The 21,884-nt window shown below is 74.7% G+C and carries 24 protein-coding genes; 15 read left to right on the top strand and 9 right to left on the bottom strand.

Features of this window, described 5'->3' with window-relative positions; genetic code table 11:
* Positions 1-21: 21 nt before the first annotated feature.
* The 5 genes from HNR61_RS43935 to HNR61_RS43955 form a co-directional block, all read right to left on the bottom strand.
* Positions 22-861 (bottom strand): sugar phosphate isomerase/epimerase family protein, encoded by an 840-nt coding sequence (locus HNR61_RS43935; RefSeq protein ID WP_182849080.1) that lies wholly within the window; start codon positions 859-861, stop codon positions 22-24.
* Positions 858-2,066: a dihydrodipicolinate synthase family protein gene (locus tag HNR61_RS43940; RefSeq protein ID WP_182849081.1), complete on the bottom strand. Its 1,209-nt coding sequence runs from the start codon at positions 2,064-2,066 to the stop codon at positions 858-860. Before HNR61_RS43940 ends, HNR61_RS43935 begins: the two co-directional genes overlap by 4 nt.
* Positions 2,066-3,229 carry a Gfo/Idh/MocA family protein gene (locus HNR61_RS43945; RefSeq protein WP_182849082.1) on the bottom strand — a complete coding sequence of 388 codons (1,164 nt, stop codon included), beginning with the start codon at positions 3,227-3,229 and terminating at the stop codon, positions 2,066-2,068. Before HNR61_RS43945 ends, HNR61_RS43940 begins: the two co-directional genes overlap by 1 nt.
* A 127-nt stretch (positions 3,230-3,356) precedes the next feature.
* Entirely contained in the window at positions 3,357-4,850 is a 1,494-nt protein-coding gene (locus tag HNR61_RS43950) for an alpha-L-fucosidase (RefSeq protein WP_182849083.1), read from the bottom strand.
* A 101-nt stretch (positions 4,851-4,951) separates the two neighbouring features.
* Complete coding sequence (locus tag HNR61_RS43955) at positions 4,952-6,190, bottom strand: trans-sulfuration enzyme family protein (RefSeq protein WP_182849084.1); 1,239 nt, start codon at positions 6,188-6,190, stop codon at positions 4,952-4,954.
* Between the two features lie 99 nt (positions 6,191-6,289).
* Here HNR61_RS43955 and HNR61_RS43960 point away from each other — a divergent pair, with 99 nt between their 5' ends.
* From HNR61_RS43960 to HNR61_RS43990, 7 genes are all read left to right on the top strand, one after another.
* Positions 6,290-6,784 (top strand): Lrp/AsnC family transcriptional regulator, encoded by a 495-nt coding sequence (locus HNR61_RS43960; protein WP_182849085.1) that lies wholly within the window; start codon positions 6,290-6,292, stop codon positions 6,782-6,784.
* Positions 6,781-7,530 (top strand): IclR family transcriptional regulator, encoded by a 750-nt coding sequence (locus tag HNR61_RS43965; protein ID WP_312898387.1) that lies wholly within the window; start codon positions 6,781-6,783, stop codon positions 7,528-7,530. The genes HNR61_RS43960 and HNR61_RS43965 overlap by 4 nt, the downstream gene beginning before the upstream one ends.
* 134 nt (positions 7,531-7,664) lie before the next feature.
* Positions 7,665-8,693 carry a Rieske 2Fe-2S domain-containing protein gene (locus HNR61_RS43970; RefSeq protein WP_182849086.1) on the top strand — a complete coding sequence of 343 codons (1,029 nt, stop codon included), beginning with the start codon at positions 7,665-7,667 and terminating at the stop codon, positions 8,691-8,693.
* 11 nt (positions 8,694-8,704) lie between these two features.
* Positions 8,705-8,890 carry a hypothetical protein gene (locus tag HNR61_RS43975; protein WP_182849128.1) on the top strand — a complete coding sequence of 62 codons (186 nt, stop codon included), beginning with the start codon at positions 8,705-8,707 and terminating at the stop codon, positions 8,888-8,890.
* Positions 8,887-9,858, top strand: a complete 972-nt coding sequence (locus HNR61_RS43980; protein WP_312898388.1) for a PDR/VanB family oxidoreductase — start codon at positions 8,887-8,889, stop codon at positions 9,856-9,858. The genes HNR61_RS43975 and HNR61_RS43980 overlap by 4 nt, the downstream gene beginning before the upstream one ends.
* An 87-nt stretch (positions 9,859-9,945) precedes the next feature.
* Complete coding sequence (locus HNR61_RS43985) at positions 9,946-10,296, top strand: hypothetical protein (RefSeq protein WP_182849087.1); 351 nt, start codon at positions 9,946-9,948, stop codon at positions 10,294-10,296.
* A 60-nt stretch (positions 10,297-10,356) separates the two neighbouring features.
* Positions 10,357-11,451, top strand: coding sequence for an ABC transporter substrate-binding protein (locus tag HNR61_RS43990; protein ID WP_182849088.1), 1,095 nt, complete (start codon positions 10,357-10,359; stop codon positions 11,449-11,451).
* A gap of 11 nt (positions 11,452-11,462) precedes the next feature.
* On the opposite strand, the gene HNR61_RS43995 is transcribed toward HNR61_RS43990, so the two are convergent.
* On the bottom strand, positions 11,463-12,275 hold the full coding sequence (locus HNR61_RS43995) for a pentapeptide repeat-containing protein (protein WP_182849089.1): 813 nt from the start codon (positions 12,273-12,275) through the stop codon (positions 11,463-11,465).
* Positions 12,276-12,397: 122 nt separating this feature from the next.
* Between HNR61_RS43995 and HNR61_RS44000 the strand changes: the two genes are divergently transcribed.
* The 8 genes from HNR61_RS44000 (at position 12,398) to HNR61_RS44035 (ending at position 19,378) form a co-directional block, all read left to right on the top strand.
* Positions 12,398-13,063 (top strand): TetR/AcrR family transcriptional regulator, encoded by a 666-nt coding sequence (locus tag HNR61_RS44000; RefSeq protein ID WP_182849090.1) that lies wholly within the window; start codon positions 12,398-12,400, stop codon positions 13,061-13,063.
* A gap of 43 nt (positions 13,064-13,106) precedes the next feature.
* Positions 13,107-14,198 carry a WD40/YVTN/BNR-like repeat-containing protein gene (locus HNR61_RS44005; RefSeq protein ID WP_182849091.1) on the top strand — a complete coding sequence of 364 codons (1,092 nt, stop codon included), beginning with the start codon at positions 13,107-13,109 and terminating at the stop codon, positions 14,196-14,198.
* 81 nt (positions 14,199-14,279) lie between these two features.
* Entirely contained in the window at positions 14,280-15,374 is a 1,095-nt protein-coding gene (locus HNR61_RS44010) for an isoaspartyl peptidase/L-asparaginase family protein (RefSeq protein ID WP_182849092.1), read from the top strand.
* 43 nt (positions 15,375-15,417) lie between these two features.
* A complete protein-coding gene (locus tag HNR61_RS44015; protein ID WP_182849093.1) occupies positions 15,418-16,269 on the top strand; it encodes a DUF72 domain-containing protein in 852 nt (283 codons plus the stop codon).
* A gap of 63 nt (positions 16,270-16,332) precedes the next feature.
* On the top strand, positions 16,333-17,490 hold the full coding sequence (locus HNR61_RS44020) for an acyl-CoA dehydrogenase family protein (RefSeq protein WP_182849094.1): 1,158 nt from the start codon (positions 16,333-16,335) through the stop codon (positions 17,488-17,490).
* A 32-nt stretch (positions 17,491-17,522) separates the two neighbouring features.
* A complete protein-coding gene (locus HNR61_RS44025; protein WP_182849095.1) occupies positions 17,523-17,948 on the top strand; it encodes a PaaI family thioesterase in 426 nt (141 codons plus the stop codon).
* Positions 17,949-17,953: 5 nt separating this feature from the next.
* Positions 17,954-18,445 (top strand): GNAT family N-acetyltransferase, encoded by a 492-nt coding sequence (locus HNR61_RS44030; protein ID WP_182849096.1) that lies wholly within the window; start codon positions 17,954-17,956, stop codon positions 18,443-18,445.
* Positions 18,446-18,460: 15 nt separating this feature from the next.
* Entirely contained in the window at positions 18,461-19,378 is a 918-nt protein-coding gene (locus HNR61_RS44035; RefSeq protein WP_182849097.1) for a Cgl0159 family (beta/alpha)8-fold protein, read from the top strand.
* 33 nt (positions 19,379-19,411) lie between these two features.
* Here HNR61_RS44035 and HNR61_RS44040 read toward each other — a convergent pair whose 3' ends face one another.
* The 3 genes from HNR61_RS44040 to HNR61_RS48870 form a co-directional block, all read right to left on the bottom strand.
* Positions 19,412-20,398, bottom strand: coding sequence for a YihY/virulence factor BrkB family protein (locus HNR61_RS44040; RefSeq protein ID WP_182849098.1), 987 nt, complete (start codon positions 20,396-20,398; stop codon positions 19,412-19,414).
* 18 nt (positions 20,399-20,416) lie between these two features.
* A complete protein-coding gene (locus HNR61_RS48865; protein WP_312898390.1) occupies positions 20,417-20,680 on the bottom strand; it encodes a DUF4235 domain-containing protein in 264 nt (87 codons plus the stop codon).
* Between the two features lie 95 nt (positions 20,681-20,775).
* A complete protein-coding gene (locus tag HNR61_RS48870; RefSeq protein ID WP_246444997.1) occupies positions 20,776-21,783 on the bottom strand; it encodes a hypothetical protein in 1,008 nt (335 codons plus the stop codon).
* Between the last annotated feature and the right edge of the window lie 101 nt (positions 21,784-21,884).

Raw genomic sequence — 21,884 nt, forward strand, 5'->3', positions numbered from 1 at the left:
CGCCCGCGCCCGGAGGGGCGGTCAGCCGAGGGCGGGCCGCACCAGGGAGTCGAAGCGCGCCCGGACGGTCGCCAGCACCTCGTCGGGGTCGGCGGCCCACACGTCGGCGTTGAAGATCTCGACCTCGACGTCGCCGGTGTAGCCCGCGTCCCGCACGGCCTCGGTCAGCGGCCCGAACCCGATGACGCCGTCGCCCATGATCCCCCTTCCCAGCAGCGCGTCGGCGGGCAGCGGGTGGATCTGGTCGCAGACCTGGTAACTGGCGATCCGGTCGCCCGCCCGCGCGATCTGCGCGGGCGCCTCGGGGTCCCACCAGACGTGGAAGGTGTCCACGACGACCCCGACGCGTTCGGCGGGGTAGGGCTCGGCCAGGTCGAGGGCCTGCTTGAGGGTGGACAGCACCGCGCGGTCGGCGCAGTACATCGGGTGCAGCGGCTCCAGCGCGAGCCGGACGCCCCGTTCGGCCGCGTAGGGGACCAGGGCGGCCAGGGCCTCGGCGACCCGGCGGCGCGCCCCGGCGAGGTCGCGGGAGGCGCGCGGGCCCGGCGGGCCGCCCGGCGTCACGCCGGGCAGCCCGCCGACGACCATGACCAGGCAGGCCGCGCCGAGCTCGGCGGCCTCGTCGATGGCCTCGCGGTTGTCGCGTGGCCAGGTGTCGCCGGTGAGGAACCCGCCCCGGCACAGGGAGGACACGCGCAGGCCCGCGTCGCGCACGAGCTTGGCGGTGGCGGCCAGGCCGTGCTCGGCGACCTTCTCCCGCCACAGCCCGATCGCGGGGACGCCGTGCCGGGCGCAGCCGTCCACGGCCTCGGCGACCGACCAGTGCCGGGTCGTCCACTGGTTGAGCGACAGCCTGGTCATCGGTCCACTCCGTAGGTCGCGAGGAGGGCGCGCATGCGGGCGACGGCGCGGCCCGGGTCGGCGAGCAGCCCCGCCGCGTCCGCCAGCCGGAAGACCTCGGCCAGGTGGACGACCGAACGGGCGCCGTGCGCGCCGTTGACCATGGCGAAGGCGTCCTGGTGGCCGTTCAGCCAGGCCAGGAACACGATGCCGGTCTTGTAGTGGTAGGTCGGCGCCTCGAAGATCTTCCGCGCCAGCGGCACGGTCGGCTCGAACGCCGCCCGGTAGGCGTCCGCGTCGCCCGCGTCGAGCGCGTGCAGCGCGGTCGCGGCGGCCGGGGCGATCGCGTCGAAGATCCCCAGCAGCGCGTCGCTGCCACCGGCGATCAGGTCCGGGTAGTGGAAGTCGTCCCCGGTGTAGAGGCGGACGCCGTCCGGCAGGCGCTCGCGCAGCCACACCTCGCGGTCGGCGTCCAGCAGCGACACCTTCACGCCGTCGACGTGCGCGGCGTGCTCGCCGACCAGCGCCAGGAAGTGCCCGCACGCCTCGTCCAGGTCGGCCGAGCCCCAGTAGCCCGCCAGGTTCGGGTCGAACATCTCCCCCAGCCAGTGCAGGATCACCGGCCGGTCGACCTGGCGCAGCAGCGTGCCGTAGACCTCCCGGTAGTCCTCCGGGCCGCGGGCGACGCGGGCGAGCTGGCGGCTGGCCATGAGGATGACCCCGGCCCCCGCCGCGCGGACCGTCTCGATCTGCTCCTCGTAGGCGGCGACGACCGCCTTGAGGGAGCCGGCGTCCGGGACGTGGTCGGTGCCCGCGCCGCAGGCGACCAGCTCGGCCGGGTCGCCGACGGCGGCGGCCTCGGCGGCGGAGCGCCGGATCAGCTCGGCGGTCGCGGCCCAGTCCAGGCCCATGTTGCGCTGGGCGGTGTCCATGGCGTCGGCCACCCGCAGCCCGTGGGACCACAGGTGGTGGCGGAACCGCAGGGTGGCGTCCCAGTCCACCGTGGCGGGGCGGCCGGGGCCGTTGTCGGCGCGGGGGTCGGCCACCACGTGGGCGGCGGCGTACGCGACGCGGTTCGCGGGCGGCGCGGCGGGGCGCGGCCAGTCCACCGGGTCGCCGACGGCGTGCTCGGTCAGGCCGCCCCCGGCGGTGGGCAGCCAGAGCGTGCGCCCGGGTCCGCCCGGCACGGTCCGCGCGCGGAGCCGGCGGTGCTCGCGGCCGATCATCACGCCTCCCCGCCGAAGTCGATCGGGGTCAGCTCGACGCGGCGGCCCTCGGTGGACGACAGCAGGCCCGCCTGGGCGAGCTGCACGCCGCGCGCCCCGGCGGCGAAGTCGTAGGGGAACGGCTCGCCGGCCGCCACGTGCCGCACGAACATCTCCCACTGCGTCCTGAACCCGTTGTCGAACTCGGCGTTGTCGGGCACCTCCTGCCACTGCTCCCGGAACGGCTCGGTCGCCGGCAGGTCCGGGTTCCACACCGGCTTGGGCGTGGTGGAGCGGTGCTGGACGCGGCACCGCCGCAGGCCCGCCACCGCGCTGCCCTCGGTGCCGTCCACCTGGAACTCCACCAGCTCGTCCCGGAACACCCGCGTGGTCCAGGAGGAGTTGATCTGCGCCACGACCCCGCCCGCCAGCTCGAAGATGCCGTAGGCGGCGTCGTCGGCGGTCGCGTCGTAGCGGCCGCCCGCCTCGTCCCAGCGGCCCGGGACGTGCGTGACCGCCCGCGCGGTGACGGCCTCGACCCGGCCGAACAGGTTCTCCAGCACGTAGTGCCAGTGCGGGAACATGTCCAGCACGATCCCGCCGCCGTCCTCGGCCCGGTAGTTCCAGCTCGGCCGCTGGGCGGCCTGCCAGTCCCCCTCGAACACCCAGTAGCCGAACTCCCCGCGCACCGACAGCACCCGTCCGAAGAACCCGCCGTCGACCAGCCGCTTGAGCTTCAGCAGCCCCGGCAGGAACAGCTTGTCCTGCACCACGCCGTTCTTCACCCCGGCGGCCCGCGCGGTCTTGGCCAGCGTGATGGCGTCCTCGAGGGTCTCGGCGGTGGGCTTCTCGGCGTACACGTGCTTGCCCGCCTCGATGGCGCGCGTCACGGCCCCGACGCGGGCGGAGGTCACCTGGGCGTCGAAGTAGACCTGGTTGGCGGGGTCGGCCAGCGCCGCGTCCAGGTCGGTGGTCCAGTCGGGGATGTCGTGGCGTCCGGCCAGGTCGCGCAGCTTGGCCTCGCTGCGGCCGACGAGCACCGGCCTCAGCAGGACCCGCTCGCCGGTGGGCAGGGCGACGCCGCCGGCGGAGTTGATCGCCAGGACGGAGCGGACGAGGTGCTGGCGGTAGCCCATGCGGCCGGTCACGCCGTTCATCACCACGCCGAGGGTGCGGGTTGTCATCGGGTCCCTCCCGGGATCATCGTCCGAACAGGCAGCGGGAAAGCGCTTTCCGCACGGTGAGACTAAGCGACGGGGCGCACGCCCCACAAGTGGCCGGGCGCGTGCGCCGCCGTCGGCGCGGGCGCGGTTACAGGGGCCGGGGCCTGCGGTTCAGCCCGCCGCAGTCGATCTCGCTGACGACGGCGGGCCCGCCGCCCACGGTCGCCCGCGCCTCCAGCCGGACGTGGCGGGCCGCCACGGGCCGGCGGAGGCGGACCAGCTTGTAGGCGTGGTCGGCGGCCCACCGGCCTTCGGCGACGGGCCGGAACCGCCTGCCGTCGACGCTGGTCAGCACCCGGTAGCCGGTGATGTTGCCGGTGGTGACGAACTCCTCGAACGAGCCGGGCGTCCGGGTGTCCTGGCGCGGGAGGTAGCCCACGGCGTCGATGCCGGTGAACACCCGGCCGAGGTCGAGGGTGGCCGCCTGGGGCAGGGGCGTGCCGGACGTCCAGAGGGTCTGGTCGGCCTGGCCGTTCCAGCCGTAGTCGCTGTGCCCGTCCACGGCGGCCGGGGCGTCGGAGGCGACCGGGGTGAGCGGGTGGCGCAGCACGTCGGGCTGGGCGGGCAGCGGCGGCCGGGACCGGTCGGGCCGCCACGCGCGGCCGACCTCCCGCAGCCTGGTCACGACCTCGTCGTCCAGCAGGCCGCGCGGGTTGGGCGGGCAGTTGAGGATGAAGGTGCAGTAGCGCCGTTCCAGCGGTGTGAGGTGGCCGTCCACGATCTGCTCGGTGCTGAGCAGGGTCGCGGGCGTGGAGGGGTGCCAGAACCAGCCCGCCGGGGAGACGGTCTGCCCCTGCGAGGCCGCGAGGGTGTTGCCGGGCGGGCAGAACACGCCGCCCTTGGTCTCCTCGATGAACAGCAGGTCCGAGTGCCACGGCACGGTCAGCCCGTTGAGGTCGAGCACCAGGCAGTCGGGTTGCAGGGCGGCGATGTGCGCGCGGATCTCGCCGAACGGCACGCTCTGGTGCCCGAACGCCCAGTGCCAGGCCCAGCCGTCGAGGATCAGCAGGGGGACCGGCCCGTACCCGGTGAGCAGCTCGGTGAGCTGCGCCTTGACGAACTCGATCCGGTCGCGGGTGATCGGCGGCCGGTCGTCGAAGCCCTTGGGGCCCACGCCGTTGGTGCGGTCCCAGATCGAGAAGTACAGGCAGGGGGTGACGCCGCGGGCGCGGAAGGCGCGCATGTACTCGCGGACGATGTCGCGCTTCACCGGGCTTTCGGCCACGGTGTAGGGGGTGTGCCGGGACGGCCAGAGGCAGAACCCGTCGTGGTGCTTGGCGGTCAGGACGGCGAACCGCATCCCGGCGGCGCGGGCGGCGTCGGCCCACTGGCCGCAGTCCAGGTCGGCGGGGGCGAACGAGGCGGGGTCGCGGTCGGGCTCCACCCATTCGGCGTCGTGGAACGTCCCCATGTTGAAGTGCAGGAACATGCCGAAGCGCCAGTCGACGAAGCGCTTTTGCAGGGCGTGGCGGTTGCCGGGGGCGAGGGCGGGGGGCGGGGCGGCGGCGCGGGCGGACGGCGGGGGCAGCGCCGCCGCCCCGGCCGCCAGCGCGGAGGCCGCCAGGAATCCGCGTCGGTACATCGGGGCTCCTTCGCGTCGAGAGCGTGTCGAAGCGCTTCGATGCCGTGATCGTAGATCTCGTGTGAGCCACGACACAAGGGCCCCGCCGGGGCGGCGGCCGGTCAGTGCGCGACCGGCTGCCGTCCGGCGTCCGCCCCGGCCTCGCCGCCGGACCGGGGCGCGGACCGGTCCGGCGCCAGGGCCTGGTCGAGGTCGGCGATCAGGTCCGCGGGGTCCTCCAGCCCGATCGACAGGCGGACCAGGCCCTCGCCCGGCTTCGCCTCGGCGGTGACGGGGCGGTGGGTGAGGGCGCGCGGGTGCTGGATCAGCGAGTCCACGCCGCCGAGGGAGACCGCGTGGGTGAACAGGCGGACGGCGGAGGTGACGTTCCGGGCCGCCGCGTAGCCTCCGCGCAGCTCGACCGCGAGCATCGCGCCCGGGCCGCGCATCTGGCGGCCCAGCAGCCCGCGCGGGTCCCCGGCCAGTTCCGGGTAGTGGACCGCGGTGACCTGCGGGTGCGCGGCCAGCCACGCGGCGACGCGCCGCGCGTTGTCCTGCTGGGCGCGGACGCGGACCGGCAGCGTGGCCAGGCCCCGGTGCAGCAGGTAGCCGCCCAGCGGGTGCAGGAGCGCCCCGGTGACCGCGCGGACCCGCCGCAGCGCGGCCGCGTGCTCGGCGGAGCAGGCGACGACGCCCCCGATGACGTCGCCGTGCCCGCCGAGGTACTTGGTCGCGCTGTGCAGCGCGAACGCCGCGCCGTGGTCGAGCGGGTTCTGCAGGACCGGGGTGGCGAAGGTGTTGTCGACCAGCACCGGGACCGGCCCGGCGGCGGTGACGGCGGCGCGGATGTCGACCAGGTCGAGCGTCGGGTTCGCCGGGGTCTCCAGGACGACCAGGGCGGTGTCGGGCCGTACCGCGCCCGCGATCTCCCCGGGCCGGCAGAACGTCGTCTCGGTGCCGAGCAGCCCGGAGGTGAGCAGGTGGTCGGTGCCGCCGTACAGGGGCCGTACCGCCACGACGTGGCGGCGGCCGGTCTCGTGGACCCGCGCGAGCGTCACGGCGGTGAACGCGGCCATCCCGGACGAGAACGCCACCGCGGCCTCGGCGTGCTCCAGCGCGGCCAGGGCCTCCTCGAACCGCGCGACCGTCGGGTTCCACAGCCGCGCGTACACCGCGCCGCCCTCGGCCAGCGGCGTCCCGCCCGACGCCATGGCCTCGTAGGACAGCCCGCCCGCCTCGACGTCGGGCAGCGGGTTGGTCGACGACAGGTCGAGGGGCGGCGCGTGGACGCCGAGGTCCGCCAGGTCCTCGCGACCGGCGTGAACGGCCAGCGAGTCCGGCCGAAGAAACCGTGAAGCCATGCGCCCAGACTGGGCGGAACGCCAATCAACTGCAATGCTTGTCGCAGAAGTGATGGCTTACTCCCCGTATCTTCGTGGATTCACCAACCGGAGGGCCCCGTGGCAGCGCCGCCGCCGAAGAAACCGCAAGCCCCGCCGGGGGCCCTGGACGAGACCGACCTGAGGATCCTCGCCGCGCTCGTCGAGGACGGCCGCCTGACCAACGCCGCGCTCGCCGCCCGCGCCGGGGTCGCCGAGTCCACCTGCGCCTACCGGGTGCGGGCGCTGCGGCGGTCGGGGGTGATCCGGTCGGTCAACGCGCGGCTGGACCCGGCCCCCCTGGGCCGCCCCCTCCAGGCGATCATCAAGGTGCGGCTCGGCAGCCACAGCCGCGACCTGGTCCGCGCCCTCTACGACGACCTGGTGACGATCCCCGGCACGCTGTCGGTCCTGCACGTGGCGGGCGACGACGACTTCCTGCTGCACGTCGCCGTCCCCAACGCCGAGAGCCTGCGCGACCTCATCCTGGAGCACGTCACCGTGCACGCGGTGGTCCGCCAGACCCAGACCCAGCTGGTCTTCGAGACCCGCGACGGCCGGGGGGTGCTGCCGTGACGGGGACCGGGCCGGTGCTGGGGCGGGCGCTGCGGGTCCTCGGGGCGTTCGACGCGCGGCATCCGGCGCTGACGCTGAGCGAGCTGGCCCGGCGGGCGGACCTGCCGGTGTCGACCGTCCACCGGATGGCCCGCGACCTGCTGGACTGGGGCGCGCTGGAACGCGGCGACGACGGCCGCTACCGGGTCGGGCTGCGGCTGTGGGAGATCGGCTGCCTGGCGCCGCGCGGGCAGGGGCTGCGCGAGCGGGCGCTGCCGTTCCTGGAGGACCTGTCCCAGGTGACCCGCGAGAACGTGCAGCTCGCCGTGCGCGAGGGCGCCGAACTGGTCTTCATCGAGCGCATCGCCGGATCGGGTGCCGTGCCGGTGCTGACCAGGGTGGGCGGGCGGTTCGCGCTCACCGCCACCGGCGTCGGGCTGGCGCTGCTCGCGCACGCCCCGCCGGAGGTCCAGGAGCGGGTGCTCGCCGGGCCGCTGCCGCGCTTCACCGAGCTCACCGTCACCGACGCCGACGAGGTGCGGCGCATGCTGGCGCACGTCCGCACGCGCGGCTACGCGGTCAGCGACCGGCAGGTGACCATGGACGCCCTGTCGGTCGCGGCCCCCGTCCACGGGGAGGGCGGCGCGGTGGTCGCGGCGGTGTCGCTGGTGGTGCGGCACGGCACCACCACGGCCCAGGCCCTGGCGCCCCTGGTGTGCACCAGCGCCCGCGCCATCTCCCGGGCGGTGACCACCTCCTACGGGTGACCGCGTCCCGAGGGCGGGCCGTTCCCGTTTTCCGGCATCCGGAAAGGGCGCGGACCGGGCGGAGTGAGCTGGTTCACGATGGCCTGCACCGGCCGGTCGTCGCAGCACCCCCTTCCCGCCCCGAGGAGACGAGAATGACCGCGTTCGTGCGCAACCAGTGGTACGTCGCCGCCTACGCCCGCGAGGTCGGACGCGAGCCGCTCGGCCGCACCCTCCTGGACGAGCCGATCCTGCTGTACCGCACCGAGGACGGCCGCCCCGTCGCGCTGTCGGACCGCTGCGTGCACCGCCGCTACCCGCTGTCGCAGGCCCCGAGCCGGCTGGTCGGCGACCGGATCCAGTGCGGGTACCACGGCTTCACCTACGGCACCGACGGCGTGTGCACCTACGTCCCCGGGCAGCAGCGCATCCCCCGCACCGCGCGGCTCACCGCCTATCCCGTGGTCGAGCAGGACTCTTTCGTGTGGGTGTGGATCGGCGACGGGGAACCCGGCGGCCTGCTGCCGCCGCGCGCCCCGTGGCTGGACTCGCCGGAGTACACCGTCGTGTCGGGCATGGAGCCGATCGACTGCGACTACGGCCTGCTGGTGGACAACCTGCTGGACCTGTCGCACGAGACGTACCTGCACGGCGGCTACATCGGCACCCCCGAGGTCGCCGAGACGCCGATCACCACCACGGTGGACGAGGAGGCGGGCGTGGTGCACGTCAGCCGCCACATGGACGACGCCGAGTGCCCGCCGTTCTACGCCAACTCCACCGGCATCCAGGGCCGCATCACCCGCTGGCAGGACATCGAGTACCACGCGCCCTGCCTGTACCTGCTGCACTCGCGGGTCGCGCCGGTCGGCTCCCCGCCGCCGAACGCCGACGGCACCGACCCGCACGCCTTCCACGTCGAGGTCGTGTACGCCATCACGCCCTCGACCGGGAGGCACACCTACGACTTCTGGGCGGTGGCGCGGGACTTCGCGCTCGACGACCGGGAGGTCACCGAGTTCCTGCACAAGAACAACCACACCGTGGTGATGCAGGACGTGGACGCGTTGAACGTGCTGCAGAAGGCCCTGGACACCGAGAAGCCCGGCTACCAGGAGCTCAGCATCAACATCGACACCGGCGGCCTGGCCGCCCGCCGCCTCCTCGCCCGGATGGCCCGGTGAAGGCGGGCACGGTGAACACGGGCACGGTGAACACGGGCACCGCGCTGCACCGCGTCCACTGGATGCCGGGCACCGACCGGCTGCTGGCGGTGTGCCACTGCGGCGCCGAGCGCGCCTTCGAGGACCCGGTCCCGCTGTGGGACTGGCTCCTCGGCCACCCCGAGGACCACGACCGCCCGGCGGAGGGAGCCCCGTGACCACGTTGAGCCCGCCGGGCACCGAGGTCGACCTCGACCTGACCCTGGCCGGACGCGACCGCGTCGCCGACGGCGTCGTCCTGCTCACCCTGACCCGCCCGGACGGCGGCGACCTGCCCGCCTGGGAGCCCGGCGCGCACGTCGACCTGGTGCTGGGCCCCGGCCTGGTCCGCCAGTACTCGCTGTGCTCGGACCCGGCCGACCGTTCGCGCTGGCAGGTCGCGGTGCTGCGGGAGCCGGACGGGCGCGGCGGCTCGGCCCACGTCCACGACCGGCTGGCGGCGGGGTCGCCGCTCCGGGTCCGGGGGCCGCGCAACCACTTCGCGCTGGAGCCCGCCGCGCGCTACCTGTTCATCGCGGGCGGCATCGGGATCACCCCGCTGCTGCCGATGGCGGCCGAGGCCGAGCGGCGCGGCGCGGACTGGCGTCTGGTGTACGGCGGGCGCAGCCGCGCGACCATGGCGTTCCGCGAGCGGCTGGAGGCCGACCACGGCGGACGCGTCACCCTCCACCCGCAGGACGAGTCCGGCCTGCTCGACCTGGACGCGCTCCTCGGCACGCCCCGCGCCGGCACCCTCGTCTACTGCTGCGGCCCCGAGGGGCTGCTGGAGGCCGTCGAGGAACGCTGCGCCGCCTGGCCGCCCGGGGCGCTGCGGGTCGAGCGGTTCTCGCCCAGGGAGGTCGGCGAACCCGTGCTGGACGGGGCGTTCGAGGTGGAACTGGCCCGGTCGGGGACGACCGTGACCGTCCCACCGGGCAGGTCCGTCCTGGAGGCCGTGGAGGAGGCGGGCACGCCGGTGCTGTCGTCCTGCCGCGAGGGCACCTGCGGAACGTGCGAGACCCCCGTCCTGGAGGGGACGGTCGACCACCGCGACTCCCTGCTCACCCCGGAGGAACGGGCCGCCCACGACACCATGATGATCTGCGTGTCCCGCGCGGCCTGCCCGAGGCTCGTCCTCGACCTGTGACCGGCCGCCGGTCCCGGCCACGGCCGGTGGGTGGCCGGGACCGGCGGTCCCATGGACAGCGTCCCGTCACGCGGCGACCATCCGGACATGGAGCGCGCGCGTTTCACCGCCTTCGCCCTCGTGGCGGCCCTGCTGGTCACGGCGTCGGGCTGCCCGCCGGAGCGGTCCCGCCGCCCCGCCGACCCGTGCGGGCCCGGGGTCTCCAGGGGAGGCGACGGGGAGACCGTCGGGGTCACCGAGTGCGGCGAGGTCTTCCACCCCTCGCTCCGGGATCTCTCGGCGAAGATCAAGGGTGAGAACGCGTTCGCCCGGGCCGCGCCCTCCTCCCCCACGCGCGAGGCCTACGTCACCATCGCGCTGATGGTGCCGATGTCCTACCGCTGGGGGCACCAGGAGGCCGAACGCCGCCAGGCCCTCCAGGAGGTCCAGGGAGCGTAGGCGGCCCAGGCCCTGGCGAACCGGGAGGCGCGGGCGCACCCCGGCGCCGGCCGCCTGCGCGTGCGGCTCGTGCTGGCCAACCCGGGCAGCGGGCTGAAGGACTGGAGGCGCGTGATCCCGCACCTGGAGAGGCAGACCGCCACCGAGAACCTCCGCATGGTGTTCGGGTTCAACCTCAGCCACGCGGAGAACCTCGAAACCATCAGGGAGCTGAACCGGATCCGCATCCCGGTGGTCGGCGGCCCCATCACCGCCGAGCGCCTGGAGATGTCAGCGGAGCTCCCCCGCCTGGCCAAGGTGGTGCCGTCGAACATCGACCAGGCGCGGGCGCTGGTCGCGCACCTCAGATCCGACCCCAAGCGCTCCTTCCTGGTGGAGGACGTCTCCGACAAGGACCTGTACGCGGAGTCCCTGCGCCGCGCGTTCCGCCTGGTCACCAGGGGCACTCCCTACGCGCCCGAGCAGTTCCTCCCCGAGCACGCCACCTCGAACGACTACGCGCGGATGGTCAACAACCTCTGCGACTCCAAGGCCGACACGGTCTTCTTCACGGGCCGTCCGCCCGCGCTCGCGTCGTTCGTGTCCGCGCTCGGCGGCCGGGGCTGCGAGGAACGCCGGTTCCGGCTGGTCACCGCGTCGGGCGCCTCGACCCTGGCGCTCGACCCCCACATGGACTGGGCGGCCTTCGCACGCGGCAGGGGCCTGGAGGTCGTGTACGCGACGGTGACCCACCAGGACGCCTGGACCACGTCCGGGGCTCCGAAGACCGGCGGTTCCAAGGACGACTTCGAGCGACTGCGGAGGTTCCTGTCCGAGGAGAAGGGGAGCGGCCCGGTCGACCTCCGCACCGGCCGCGCCATCACGATGCACGACAGCGCCCTGCTGTCGATCGAGAGCGTCCAGAACCGCGTCGCGAAGCCCGGCGTGGTCCCGAGCCTGGACTCGGTCCCGGAGGCGTGGCGGCGGCTGCGCGGTCCCCAGCGCGTGCGCGGCGCGAGCGGCTGGATCTGCCTGACCGACCGGGCCACGCCCTACAACAAGGCGGTGGCGATCGTGCGGCTGGACGACCGGACCAGGAGCGTCCGGTTCATCCGGCTCGCCTGGCCGGAGGGACGCCCGCTGGACCGGGCGTGCCGGCAGCCCGCCCGGCCCTGACGCCTCGGCGCTCACCCGAAACGCGTGCAGGAGTCCACCAGCGCCTCGTCCCGGATGCGCTGCTGGTCGCCGTCCGCGATCCCCGACAGGAAGGCGCACCTGAGGTCGGTCCCGGCCAGCCGCGCCCCCGTGAGCCGCGCCCCGGTCAGCACCGCCCCGTGGAGGTCCGCCTTCGACAGGTCGGCGTCGCGGAGGTCGGCCCCCGCCAGACGCGCCTCGCGCAGCTGCCCCCGGGACAGGTCGGCGCGGTTCAGGTTCGCCCCCTCCAGGGTCGCCCCCGGGAGGTGGACGCCCGGCACCCGGAGCCCGTGCAGGTCCAGGCGGGTCCCCGGCGCCGGGGTCATGTCCGGCCGTCCCAGCACGCTCAGCGCCGCCTGCACGTCGGTGCCGGGCTCGGCGGGGGGCTTCGCGCCCGGCCGGGGGTCGTGCTCGCGGGCGAACGCGGCCAGCACCGCGACGATGGTGGGCCGGTCCCGGGGCGAGTCGCGGGCGATGCGGTCCAGCGCGTGCACGGCCCCGAACCGCACGTCGACCGTCGGGGAGCCGAGCTGCTCGACGGCCCTGCTGTACCGCTCGGTGATCTGCCCCTCCCGGGAGGTGCGGATCTCCTCGAAGGCGGCGGCGACGGTCCGCGTGGCCTCCCGGAGGCTGCCCGCCGTGACGATGAGGCCGAGGACCAGGATGACCAGGGTGACGACCGGGTATCCGGCGGCCCGCCGTTGCAGGTGGAGCTCCAGGCGGCGGTCGGCGGACAGCTCGTCCGGGCGCGCCGCGGACAGGTCGGTCAGCCGCTCGATGTGCCTGCGCCGTCGCCACCACTTCACGTGCGGTTCCCCGTCGTCCGGTGCGGTGAGGATAAGCGGACGCGCCCGCCGCGACAAGGACGCGCGGGCGTCCGGACGGGGACGTCCACGCCGTCCCCCCGAACAGGCCGTAGAGTGATCGGATGTCGGATACATCACAGCGTCGACTGCCTCGGGGACGGCACGCGCTGCCGCCCGACCAGGTGGAGCGCATCCAGCGGGACCGGTTGTGCGCCGCGATGGCCGCGGTGATGGCGGAGAAGGGGTACGCGCGTACGTCGGTGGAGGACGTGCTGCGCCGGGCCGGGGTGTCGCGGCAGACCTTCTACCGGATCTTCGACTCGAAGCTCGACTGCTTCATGGCCGCCTTCGACCGGGCCGGGGAACTGCTGCTGGAACGCCTGCTGGCGATGGTCGAGCCGGGCTCGCCCGGCGCGCCGGGCGAGCCGGTGGAGCCGGTGGAGCGGTTCGCGGTCGTCTACACCGCCTATCTCGACGCGCTGGCCGCCGAGTGGCCCTACACGCGGCTGTTCCTGGTCGAGGTGTTCGCGGCCGGGCCCGAGGCGATGGCGCGCCGGACCGGCGTGCAGGACACCATCACCGCGGGGCTGGCCGACATCCTGGGCGTGACGGGCGAGGCGGGCCGCCGGACCTGCCAGATGATCGTCGCGGCGACGAGCGCGCTGGTGACCGCGCGCGCCGTCGACAACGACCCGGAGGGCCTGCGCGCGCTCGGCCCGCCGATGATCGCCCACGTCCGGCGGCTGTGGGAGGCGGGCATGTTCACCGAGGCGGGATCGGCCGCCTGACCGGCCCTGGACGGGTTGGTCGGGGTTCGTTAGCTTTCGCCCCATGGACCTCACGACCGCGCGCAGAACCCTCGCCGCGGCGGGCGGGCTGGCGTTCGGCGCCGCTCTGCTGGCCGCCCCCGCCCACGCCGCGCCCTCCCCGGCCGCGCCCTCCCGCACCGCGCCCCGGTTCGGCTGGGAGCTGAAGCCGACCGGGGTGGAGGCGCGGTTCCGCGGGCTGGCCGCCGTCGACCGGAACGTCGCCTGGGCGGCGGGCAGCGGCGGGAACGTGCTGCGGACCGTCGACGGCGGCCGGACCTGGCGGAAGGTCGCGCCGCCCGATGCCGCCGGGCTGGAGTTCCGGGACGTGGAGGCGTTCGACGCCGACCGCGCCGTGGTGCTGGCCATCGGCGAGGGCGACGCCTCGCGCGTCTACCGGACGGTGGACGGCGGGAGGACCTGGACGCTGGGCTTCCGCAACGACGACCCCCGGGCGTTCTACGACTGCATGACGTTCTTCGACCGGCGCAACGGGCTGGCGATGAGCGACCCGGTGGACGGCAGGTTCCGCATCCTGGCCACCTCCGACGGGGGCGCGAGCTGGAGGGTGCTGCCCTCCGCGGGGATGCCGCCGGCGCTGGAGGGCGAGGCCGGGTTCGCGGCCAGCGGGCAGTGCCTGGTCGCCCACGGGTCGCGGAACGTGTGGATGGCGACCGGCGGCGGGAAGGCGTCGCGGGTGTTCCACTCGCGGGACCGGGGCCGCACCTGGACCGTCGCCGAGACGCCGCTGCCGAGCAGCGCCTCCTCGGGCGTGTTCGCGGTGGCGTTCCGCGACGCGCGGCACGGCATCGCGGTCGGCGGCGACTACCGGCCCGGCCAGCCCTCCCCCACCGCCGCCGCCGTCACCCGCGACGGCGGCCGGACGTGGCGGGCCGCGTCCCGGCCGCCCGCCGAGTACCGCTCCGGGCTGACCTGGCCCGCCTACTCCGGCCCGGCCGCGCTGGCGGTGGGGCCGACCGGCAGCGACTACACCCTCGACGGTGGCCGCACGTGGCGGCGGTTCGACACCGGTGGCTTCGACACCGTGGACTGCGCCCGCGACGGTGCCTGCTGGGCCTCCGGCGAGAAGGGCAGGATCGCCCGGCTCGGCCGGTGACCGCTTGGCAGGTTTCGCTGGTGTCGATCCGGGACCGCTCGGGGACGACCTTCTCGATCAAGCTCCCGAGGAGGTCCCCCGATGCGGTCCCCCAAGCGTTCCATCCTCGTCTGCGCCGGACTCGCCGCCCTCGCGGCCGGGCTGTCCGGCGCGCAGCTGGCCAGCGCCGAACCGCGCCGCGCCCCCGCCGCCCCCGCCGCGGCGCCGGCCCCCGGCGGCGGGTCGGTCGTGCGCGACGTCGTGCTGGCCGTCCACGGCGGAGCCGGGTCGCTGCCGCGCGGCAGCCTCACCCCCGAGCAGGAGAAGGCCTACCGCGACGCGCTCACCCGCGCCGCGCGGACCGGCCACGACCTGATCAGGCGGGGGCGGCCGGTGCTGGACGCGGTGGAGAAGGCCGTCAACGTCCTGGAGGACGACCCCAACTTCAACGCGGGCAAGGGCGCGGTCTTCAACACCGACGCCGAACACGAGCTGGACGCGTCCATCATGAACGGCAAGGACCTCAAGGCCGGGGCGGTCGCCGGGGTCCGCAACACCAGGAACCCCATCTCCCTGGCGCGCCTGGTCATGGAGAAGTCCCCGCACGTCATGATGGCGGGCAAGGGGGCCGACCAGTTCGCGCTGCGCAACGGCCTCCCCTACACCACCCAGGACTACTTCTGGACCCAGAAGCGCTGGGACCAGCTCATGGCCGCCAAGGGCCGCGCCCAGGCGAGGAACGGGGCGGGGAACGGGCACACCGAGGTCGGCGGCACGGTCGGCGCGATCGGCCTCGACCGCTCCCGCAACGTCGCCGCCGCCACCTCCACCGGCGGGTTGACCAACAAGCAGGTCGGCCGGGTCGGCGACTCCCCGATCATCGGCGCGGGCACCTACGCCAACAACCGCACCGTCGCGGTGTCGTGCACCGGGACCGGCGAGGTGTTCATCCGCGGCACCGCCGCCCACGACATCTCCGCGCTGATGGAGTACGGGAACCAGCCCGTCCAGGCCGCCGCCGCCCGGGTCGTCACCGAGAAGATCCCCGCGCTCGGCGCCACCGGGGCCGCCATCGCCCTGGACGCCCGGGGCAACCTGGCCGTCCCGCACAGCACCAAGGGCGTGATCAACGCCTACGTCACCCGCGACGGCAGGATCGTCACCCGGCTCTACGACGACGAGACCCCCGTCCGGTAAGCCCCTGCCCGGTAAGCCCCGGGCCTCCGCTAACGTCGAGGTCATGCGGCTTCATGTGGGATGCGCGATGTGGACGCTCAAGCCGTGGCAGGGCCGGTTCCTGCCGCATCCGCTGCCGCCGGAGGAGCGGCTGCGGGCCTACGCGTCCTGGTGCGACGCGGTGGAGGGCAACACGACCTTCTACGCGACGCCCTCGCGCGCGACGGTGGAGTCGTGGGCGGCGCAGACCGCCCCCGGCTTCCGCTTCCTGCCGAAGCTGCCCAAGACCATCACGCACGAGCGCAGGTTCCACGGGATCGACGAGCCGCTACGGCAGTTCCTGGCGGCGATCGAGCCCCTGGGGCCGCGCGCCGAGTTCCTGTGGGTGCAGCTGCCCGGCGCGTTCGGGCCGAACGACCTGGGCGCGCTGGCGGCGTTCCTGCGCCACCTGCCGCGCACCCACCGGTACGCCGTCGAGGTGCGGCACCGCGCGTTCTTCGAGGACGCGCGGGCCGCCCGGACGCTGGAGCAGGTCCTGAACGGCTTCGGCGCCGAGTGGGTGCCGTTCGACACCGTCACCCTGTTCCAGAGCCCGCCGACCAGCGACGCCGAACGCGAGGCCTGGACGAGGAAGCCGCGCGTGCCGCGCCGCTCGGCCGCGCTCACCGACCGGCCGTTCGTGCGGTACCTGGGCCGCGACGACGTGGACCGCACCGTCGAGGGCTGGGCGTTCTGGGTCGACACGGTCGTCGGATGGCTGCGCGAGGGGCGCTCCCCGACGGTGTTCGTCCACACGCCCGACAACGTCGAGTCCCTGCCCCTCGCCCGCCGCTTCCACGAGCAGGTGCGGGCGCGGGTGCCCGGGCTGGCGCCGCTGCCCGAGCCGGTCCCGGCGGAGCCGCCCACCCTCTTCTGACCGCGGCCGCTTCCACTCCGGGGCCTTTCCGGGGCCTTCGCACGGTATGCGAGAGTTGCGGGCATGGCAGAGCTGACCGAGGAGGAACGGGCGGTCGTCGCGACCGTGCGGGAGTTCGTCGACCGCGAGGTCCGACCGGTCGCGCGGGAGCTGGAGCACGCCGACGCCTACCCCGAGGAGCTCATCGAGCGGATGAAGACCCTCGGCGTGTTCGGGCTGGCGATCCCCGAGTCGCACGGCGGGACGGCGGTGTCGATGCCCTGCTACGTGCGGGTCACCGAGGAGCTGGCGCGCGGGTGGATGAGCCTGGCCGGGGCGATGGGCGGACACACGGTGGTCGCCAAGCTGATCCTGGCGTTCGGCACCGAGGAGCAGAAGCGGCGCTACCTGCCCGGGATGGCCACCGGGCGGATCCGCGCCACCATGGCGCTGACCGAGCCCGGCGGCGGCTCCGACCTCCAGGCGATCACCACGACCGCCCGCCGCGACGGCGAGGAGTACGTGGTCAACGGCACCAAGACCTGGATCACCAACTCGCGCCGCTCCCGGCTCATCGCGCTGCTGTGCAAGACCGACCCTGCGGCCGAGCCCGCCCACGCGGGCATCAGCATCCTGCTGGTCGAGCACGGCCCCGGCCTGACCGTCTCCCGCGACCTGCCCAAGCTCGGCTACAAGGGCGTCGAGAGCTGCGAGCTGGCCTTCCACGACCACCGCGCCCCGCTCTCGGCGCTGCTGGGCGAGGCGGAAGGGCGCGGGTTCGCGCAGATGATGAAGGGGCTGGAGACCGGGCGGCTCCAGGTCGCCGCCCGCGCCCTGGGCGTCGGGCGGGCCGCGTTCGAGGACGCCCTCGCCTACGCGCAGCAGCGCGAGAGCTTCGGCCGGCCGATCTGGCGGCACCAGTCGATCGGCAACTACCTCGCCGACATGGCCACCAAGCTCACCGCCGCCCGCCAGCTCGTGCTGCACGCCGCCGAGCGCTTCGACTCCGGCGACCGCTGCGACCTGGAGGCGGGCATGGCCAAGCTGTTCGCCTCCGAGACCGCCATGGAGATCGCGCTGAACGCCGTGCGCGTCCACGGCGGCTACGGCTACTCCACCGAGTTCGACGTCGAACGCTACTTCCGCGACGCCCCGCTGATGATCGTCGGCGAGGGCACCAACGAGATCCAGCGCGACGTCATCGTCCGGCAGCTGGTGCGCCGGGGCGGACTCCGGCCATGATCGATCCGAACGCGGCGGGACGGAGGCGCACGATGCGGAACATGGACCGGTGGCTCGGCGACGGCGGCATGCCCCTGCTGGGGGCGCTCGGCGCGGAGTTCGTGAGGTACGGGACCGACGACGACGGCACGGTCTGCGCCGAGGCGGTGTGGCGGCCCGCCGCGATCGCCTGCAACCCGGCCGGGATCGTGCAGGGCGGGGTGCACACCGTCCTGCTGGACGCCGCCATGAACTTCGCGATCAACGCGGGGCTCGGCGGCCGGGACCGGTCCCGCGCCATGCTGGAGATCAAGACCGAGACGATGCGGCCCGGCCGGGCCGGGGACGAGCTGCGGGTGCGCGGCGAGGTCGTGCGGATGGCGCGGCAGGTCGCCTACGCCGAGGCGCGCGTCGTCCGCACCGACGGCACGCTGCTCAGCCGCGCGACCGGGACGTTCCTGCTGCACCGGGAGGAGTGAGGGCGATGGCCGTGGGGCCCGTGGAGATCCTCGTCCGCGCCTACGACCACCCCGACGCGACGAAGCTGGTCGCCGAGGTGCAGCAGGAGTACGTCGCGCGGTACGGCGGCCCGGACGAGACCCCGACCGGGCCGGCCGAGTTCGCGCCGCCGCGCGGGCTGTTCCTGGTCGGCTACCTGGACGGCGCGCCGGTCGCGTGCGGCGGGTGGCGCGCCCACGACGGCGGCGAGCCGGGGTTCCGGGACGGCGACGCCGAGCTCAAGCGCATGTACGTGGTGCCGGAGGCGCGGGGCCGGGGCCTGGCGCGGCGGGTGCTGGCCGAGCTGGAGCGCACCGCGCGCGGGGCGGGGCGGCGGCGCCTGGTGCTGGAGACCGGCACCGGGCAGCCCGAGGCGATCGCCCTCTACGAGTCGGCGGGCTACGCGGAGGTCCCGCCGTTCGGCCTCTACGCCTGCGCCCCCGGGAGCCGCTACTTCGGACGGGAACTGCCCTCTTAGATCTTCGGACCGGGGATGGCATCGTGGAGGGGACCGCTCCCCGCCGAGACTGCGAGGTGTGCAGTGACCGATCCGCTCCGGCACGTCATCGACGCGCGCGCCCACGACCCCGGCGCCATCGCGGCCGCCGCCGCCCGGCGCGCCCGCGCGGTGTCCCCGCTCGGCGACCACGGCAGAGCACTGATCATCGCGGCCGACCATCCGGCGCGCGCCGCGCTGGGCGCGGGCGGCGACCCCCTCGCCATGGCGGACCGGGGCGAGCTGCTGCGGCGGCTGGGCACGGCGCTGGGGCGCCCCGGCGTCACCGGCGCGCTCGGCACCGCCGACGTCCTGGAGGACCTGCTGCTGCTCGGCGCGCTGGAGGGCAAGTCGGTCTTCGGGTCGATGAACCGGGGCGGGCTGGCGGGGGCGGTGTTCGAGGCCGACGACCGCTTCACCGGGTACGACGCGCGGGGCGTCGCGGGCATGCGGTTCGACGGGGGCAAGCTGCTGCTGCGGATCGCGCCGGACGACGAGAACACCGCGTTCACCCTCGCGGGCGCGGCGCAGGCGGTCAACGAGCTGGCCGAGCTGGGGCTGCTGGCGCTGGTCGAGCCGTTCTGGGCGTCCTGGCAGGACGGGCGGCTGCGCAACGACCTGTCGCCGGAGGCGGTGATCCGGTCGGTGACGGTCGCGTCGGGGCTGGGCCGCACCTCGGCCTACACGTGGCTGAAGCTGCCGGTGGTGCCGGACATGGAACGGGTGCTGGCCGCCACGACGCTGCCGGTGCTGCTGCTGGGCGGCGAGGTCACCGACGCCGACGCCGCGTTCGCCTCCTGGGAGAAGGCCCTGGCCCACCCCAACGTGCGCGGGCTGGTGGTGGGCCGTTCGCTGCTGTACCCGGCCGACGGCGACGTGGCGGCCGCCGTCGACCGCGCGGTGAGCCTGCTGTGACCGCCGCCGCACCCGGCGGGCTCATCGGCGGGCTCAGTGGTCCTTGCGTTTCAGGGCCTTGAGACTCTCCATCTCGTCCTCGTCGAAGCCCCGGGTGTCACGGGGCTCGACGTAGGGCTCCTGCTCCTCGGGCACTCCCCCGGCGATGGCGCGGCCGCGTTCCAGCTCGGCGTTCACCTCGGCGCCCAGCAGGATCGCCAGGTTGGTGATCCACAGCCAGACCAGGAAGATGATGATCCCGGCGAGGCTGCCGTAGGTCTTGTTGTAGGAGCTGAAGTTGGCGACGTAGAAGGCGAAGCCCGCCGAGGCCGCCGCCCACAGCAGCAGCGCCAGCACGCCGCCGGGGGTGACCCACTTGAAGCCCTGCTTGGCGTTGGGCGAGGCCCAGTACAGCAGCGAGATCAGGAAGCTGGCGACCAGCACCAGCACCGGCCACTTGGCGATGCTCCACGCCGTGACGGCGGCCGATCCCAGGCCGAGCAGGTCGCCGACCTGGCGCGCGATCGGCCCGGACACCACCACGGCGACCGCGGAGGCGGCCAGCAGCACCAGCGTGACGAGGGTGACGGCGACCCGGATCGGCGTCGTCTTCCAGATGGGCCGCCCCTCGGGGACGTCGTAGATGGCGTTGGAGGCGCGCATGAACGCCGCCACGTAGCCCGACGCCGCCCAGATCGCGCCGAGCAGACCGAGCACCGCGACCAGGCCCGCCCCGCCCTGGCCGCGTTGCAGCTCGGTGAGCGCGTTGGCGAGGACCTGCTTGACCGAGCCGGGCGCGATCTGCCCGACGTTGGTGATCAGGTCCTGGGACAGCCCCTTGCCGCCGAGCCCGACCAGCGAGATCACCACCAGCATCGCCGGGAAGATCGACAGAACGCTGTAGTAGGTGAGGGCGGCGGCCCAGTCGGGCAGGGCGTCGTCCTGGAACTCGCCGAAGGAGCGTTTCACCGCGGCCCACCACGACACCGGCGACAGGTCGGTCGGGGAGTCGGGGGTGGCCTTCTTCCGGAACAGGGGCATCGGGGTCTCCTGGTGCGGTCAGTCGTCGCCGGGCCAGCGCCCGGTGCTCTTCCGGACGGCCTGCGCGCCCGCGCGCTGCACGGCCGCCTTCACCAGGCCGAAGATCGCGCCCTGCACGGCGGCGGCGATCAGGACCTGCCGCCAGGTGTAGTTGGCGTCGTCGGCGTCGGGCGCGTCGTCCTGGCCCGCGGCGCGTTTCCAGACCTGCTTGAACAGCGTCCCGGCGAGCAGTCCGCCGAGCACGCTGAACAGGATCGACAGCGGCTTGTAGAGCAGTTTCACCGGTCGCTTCCTCTCCTGCGACGAGGTTTCGCGTGCCGGTGCCGTTCCCCGTGGGGCCGTCCTAAACGTGGCGGCCGGGGATGCCGGGCCGGTGATCAGGCCGGATGCCCGAGGCCGGGCTCGGGGGCGGCGGCCAGGGCCGTGCGGACGCTGCCGCGGAACGCCCGCTCGGCGCGTTCGGCGTCGGCGGCCAGCCGGTCGATCTCCGCGCGGGCCAGGTCGTCGCGGACGGTCGCGGCCAGCAGCTCCCGGTAGCGGGCGTTCTGCTCGGGGATCCCGCGCAGCACCCGCCACTCGTGGAAGGCGTCGTCGGCGGCCCGCACGCGGCGCGCGTAGTCCTCCAGGGCCTCGACGCGCGCGGTGACGGAGCGGACCGACAGGTCCAGGGCGCGCCGCTGCGGCTCCAGCAGGGCGCGGACCTCGGGGCCGAGCCGCGCGGGCTGCTGGCGGCGGCGTTCGCGCCGCAGCCGGGTGTGCTCGGCGAGCGCCTCGGCGATCGCCCACTCCTCGCGCGGCAGCGCCACGGCGTTGTCGACCGCGTCCAGCAGCCCGGCGCGGTGCGACTCCGAGCCCAGCACCGCGTCCACGGCGCGCTGGGCGCGGGCCAGCAGCCGCGCGGCGGGCCGGTCGAAGTCGCCGGGCAGCAGGTAGCGGCCGTGGTGCTCGCGGGCGGCCCGCGCGGCGGCCGGTTCGCGCAGGTAGCGGACCGCGCCGGCGGCCCATGCGGTGAAGCTCGCGGCGGCCAGCGCCCCGGCGGCCTCCTCCTGCCCGAGCAGCAGCAGCGCGATCTGCACGGCGGGCGTGACGGTCATCGCCGCCAGCGGCAGCCGCCCCCACCGCAGGAACCCGCCCATCAGGTCGTCGTCGTCGAGCGAGGCCAGGAAGAACAGCCGGAACCAGCCGCCGGGGAACACCCCGTAGAAGAACGCGAACAGCGGGATCCACACGACCCGCGCGGCGATCGTCCACGGGCCCGGACGCGGGGGCGGCGGCGCGGGGCGGCCGGCGGCGACCAGGCGTTCGGGCGAGGCGGCCAGCAGGGCGCGCTCGCCGCCGGGGATGGCGGGGTCGAAGACGGGCCGGGGCCGCCGGTCGTCGGTCATTGGCCCTCCCACCGCTGAGAAAAACCGTTAACCCTGGGACTCTTCGTGCCTATCACGGGAGATGGGCGCACTCCAGCTCACGGCGGGATTTCAGCCGGCGG

The sequence above is a fragment of the Actinomadura kijaniata genome (assembly GCF_014138665.1).
GTDB lineage: Bacteria > Actinomycetota > Actinomycetes > Streptosporangiales > Streptosporangiaceae > Spirillospora > Spirillospora kijaniata.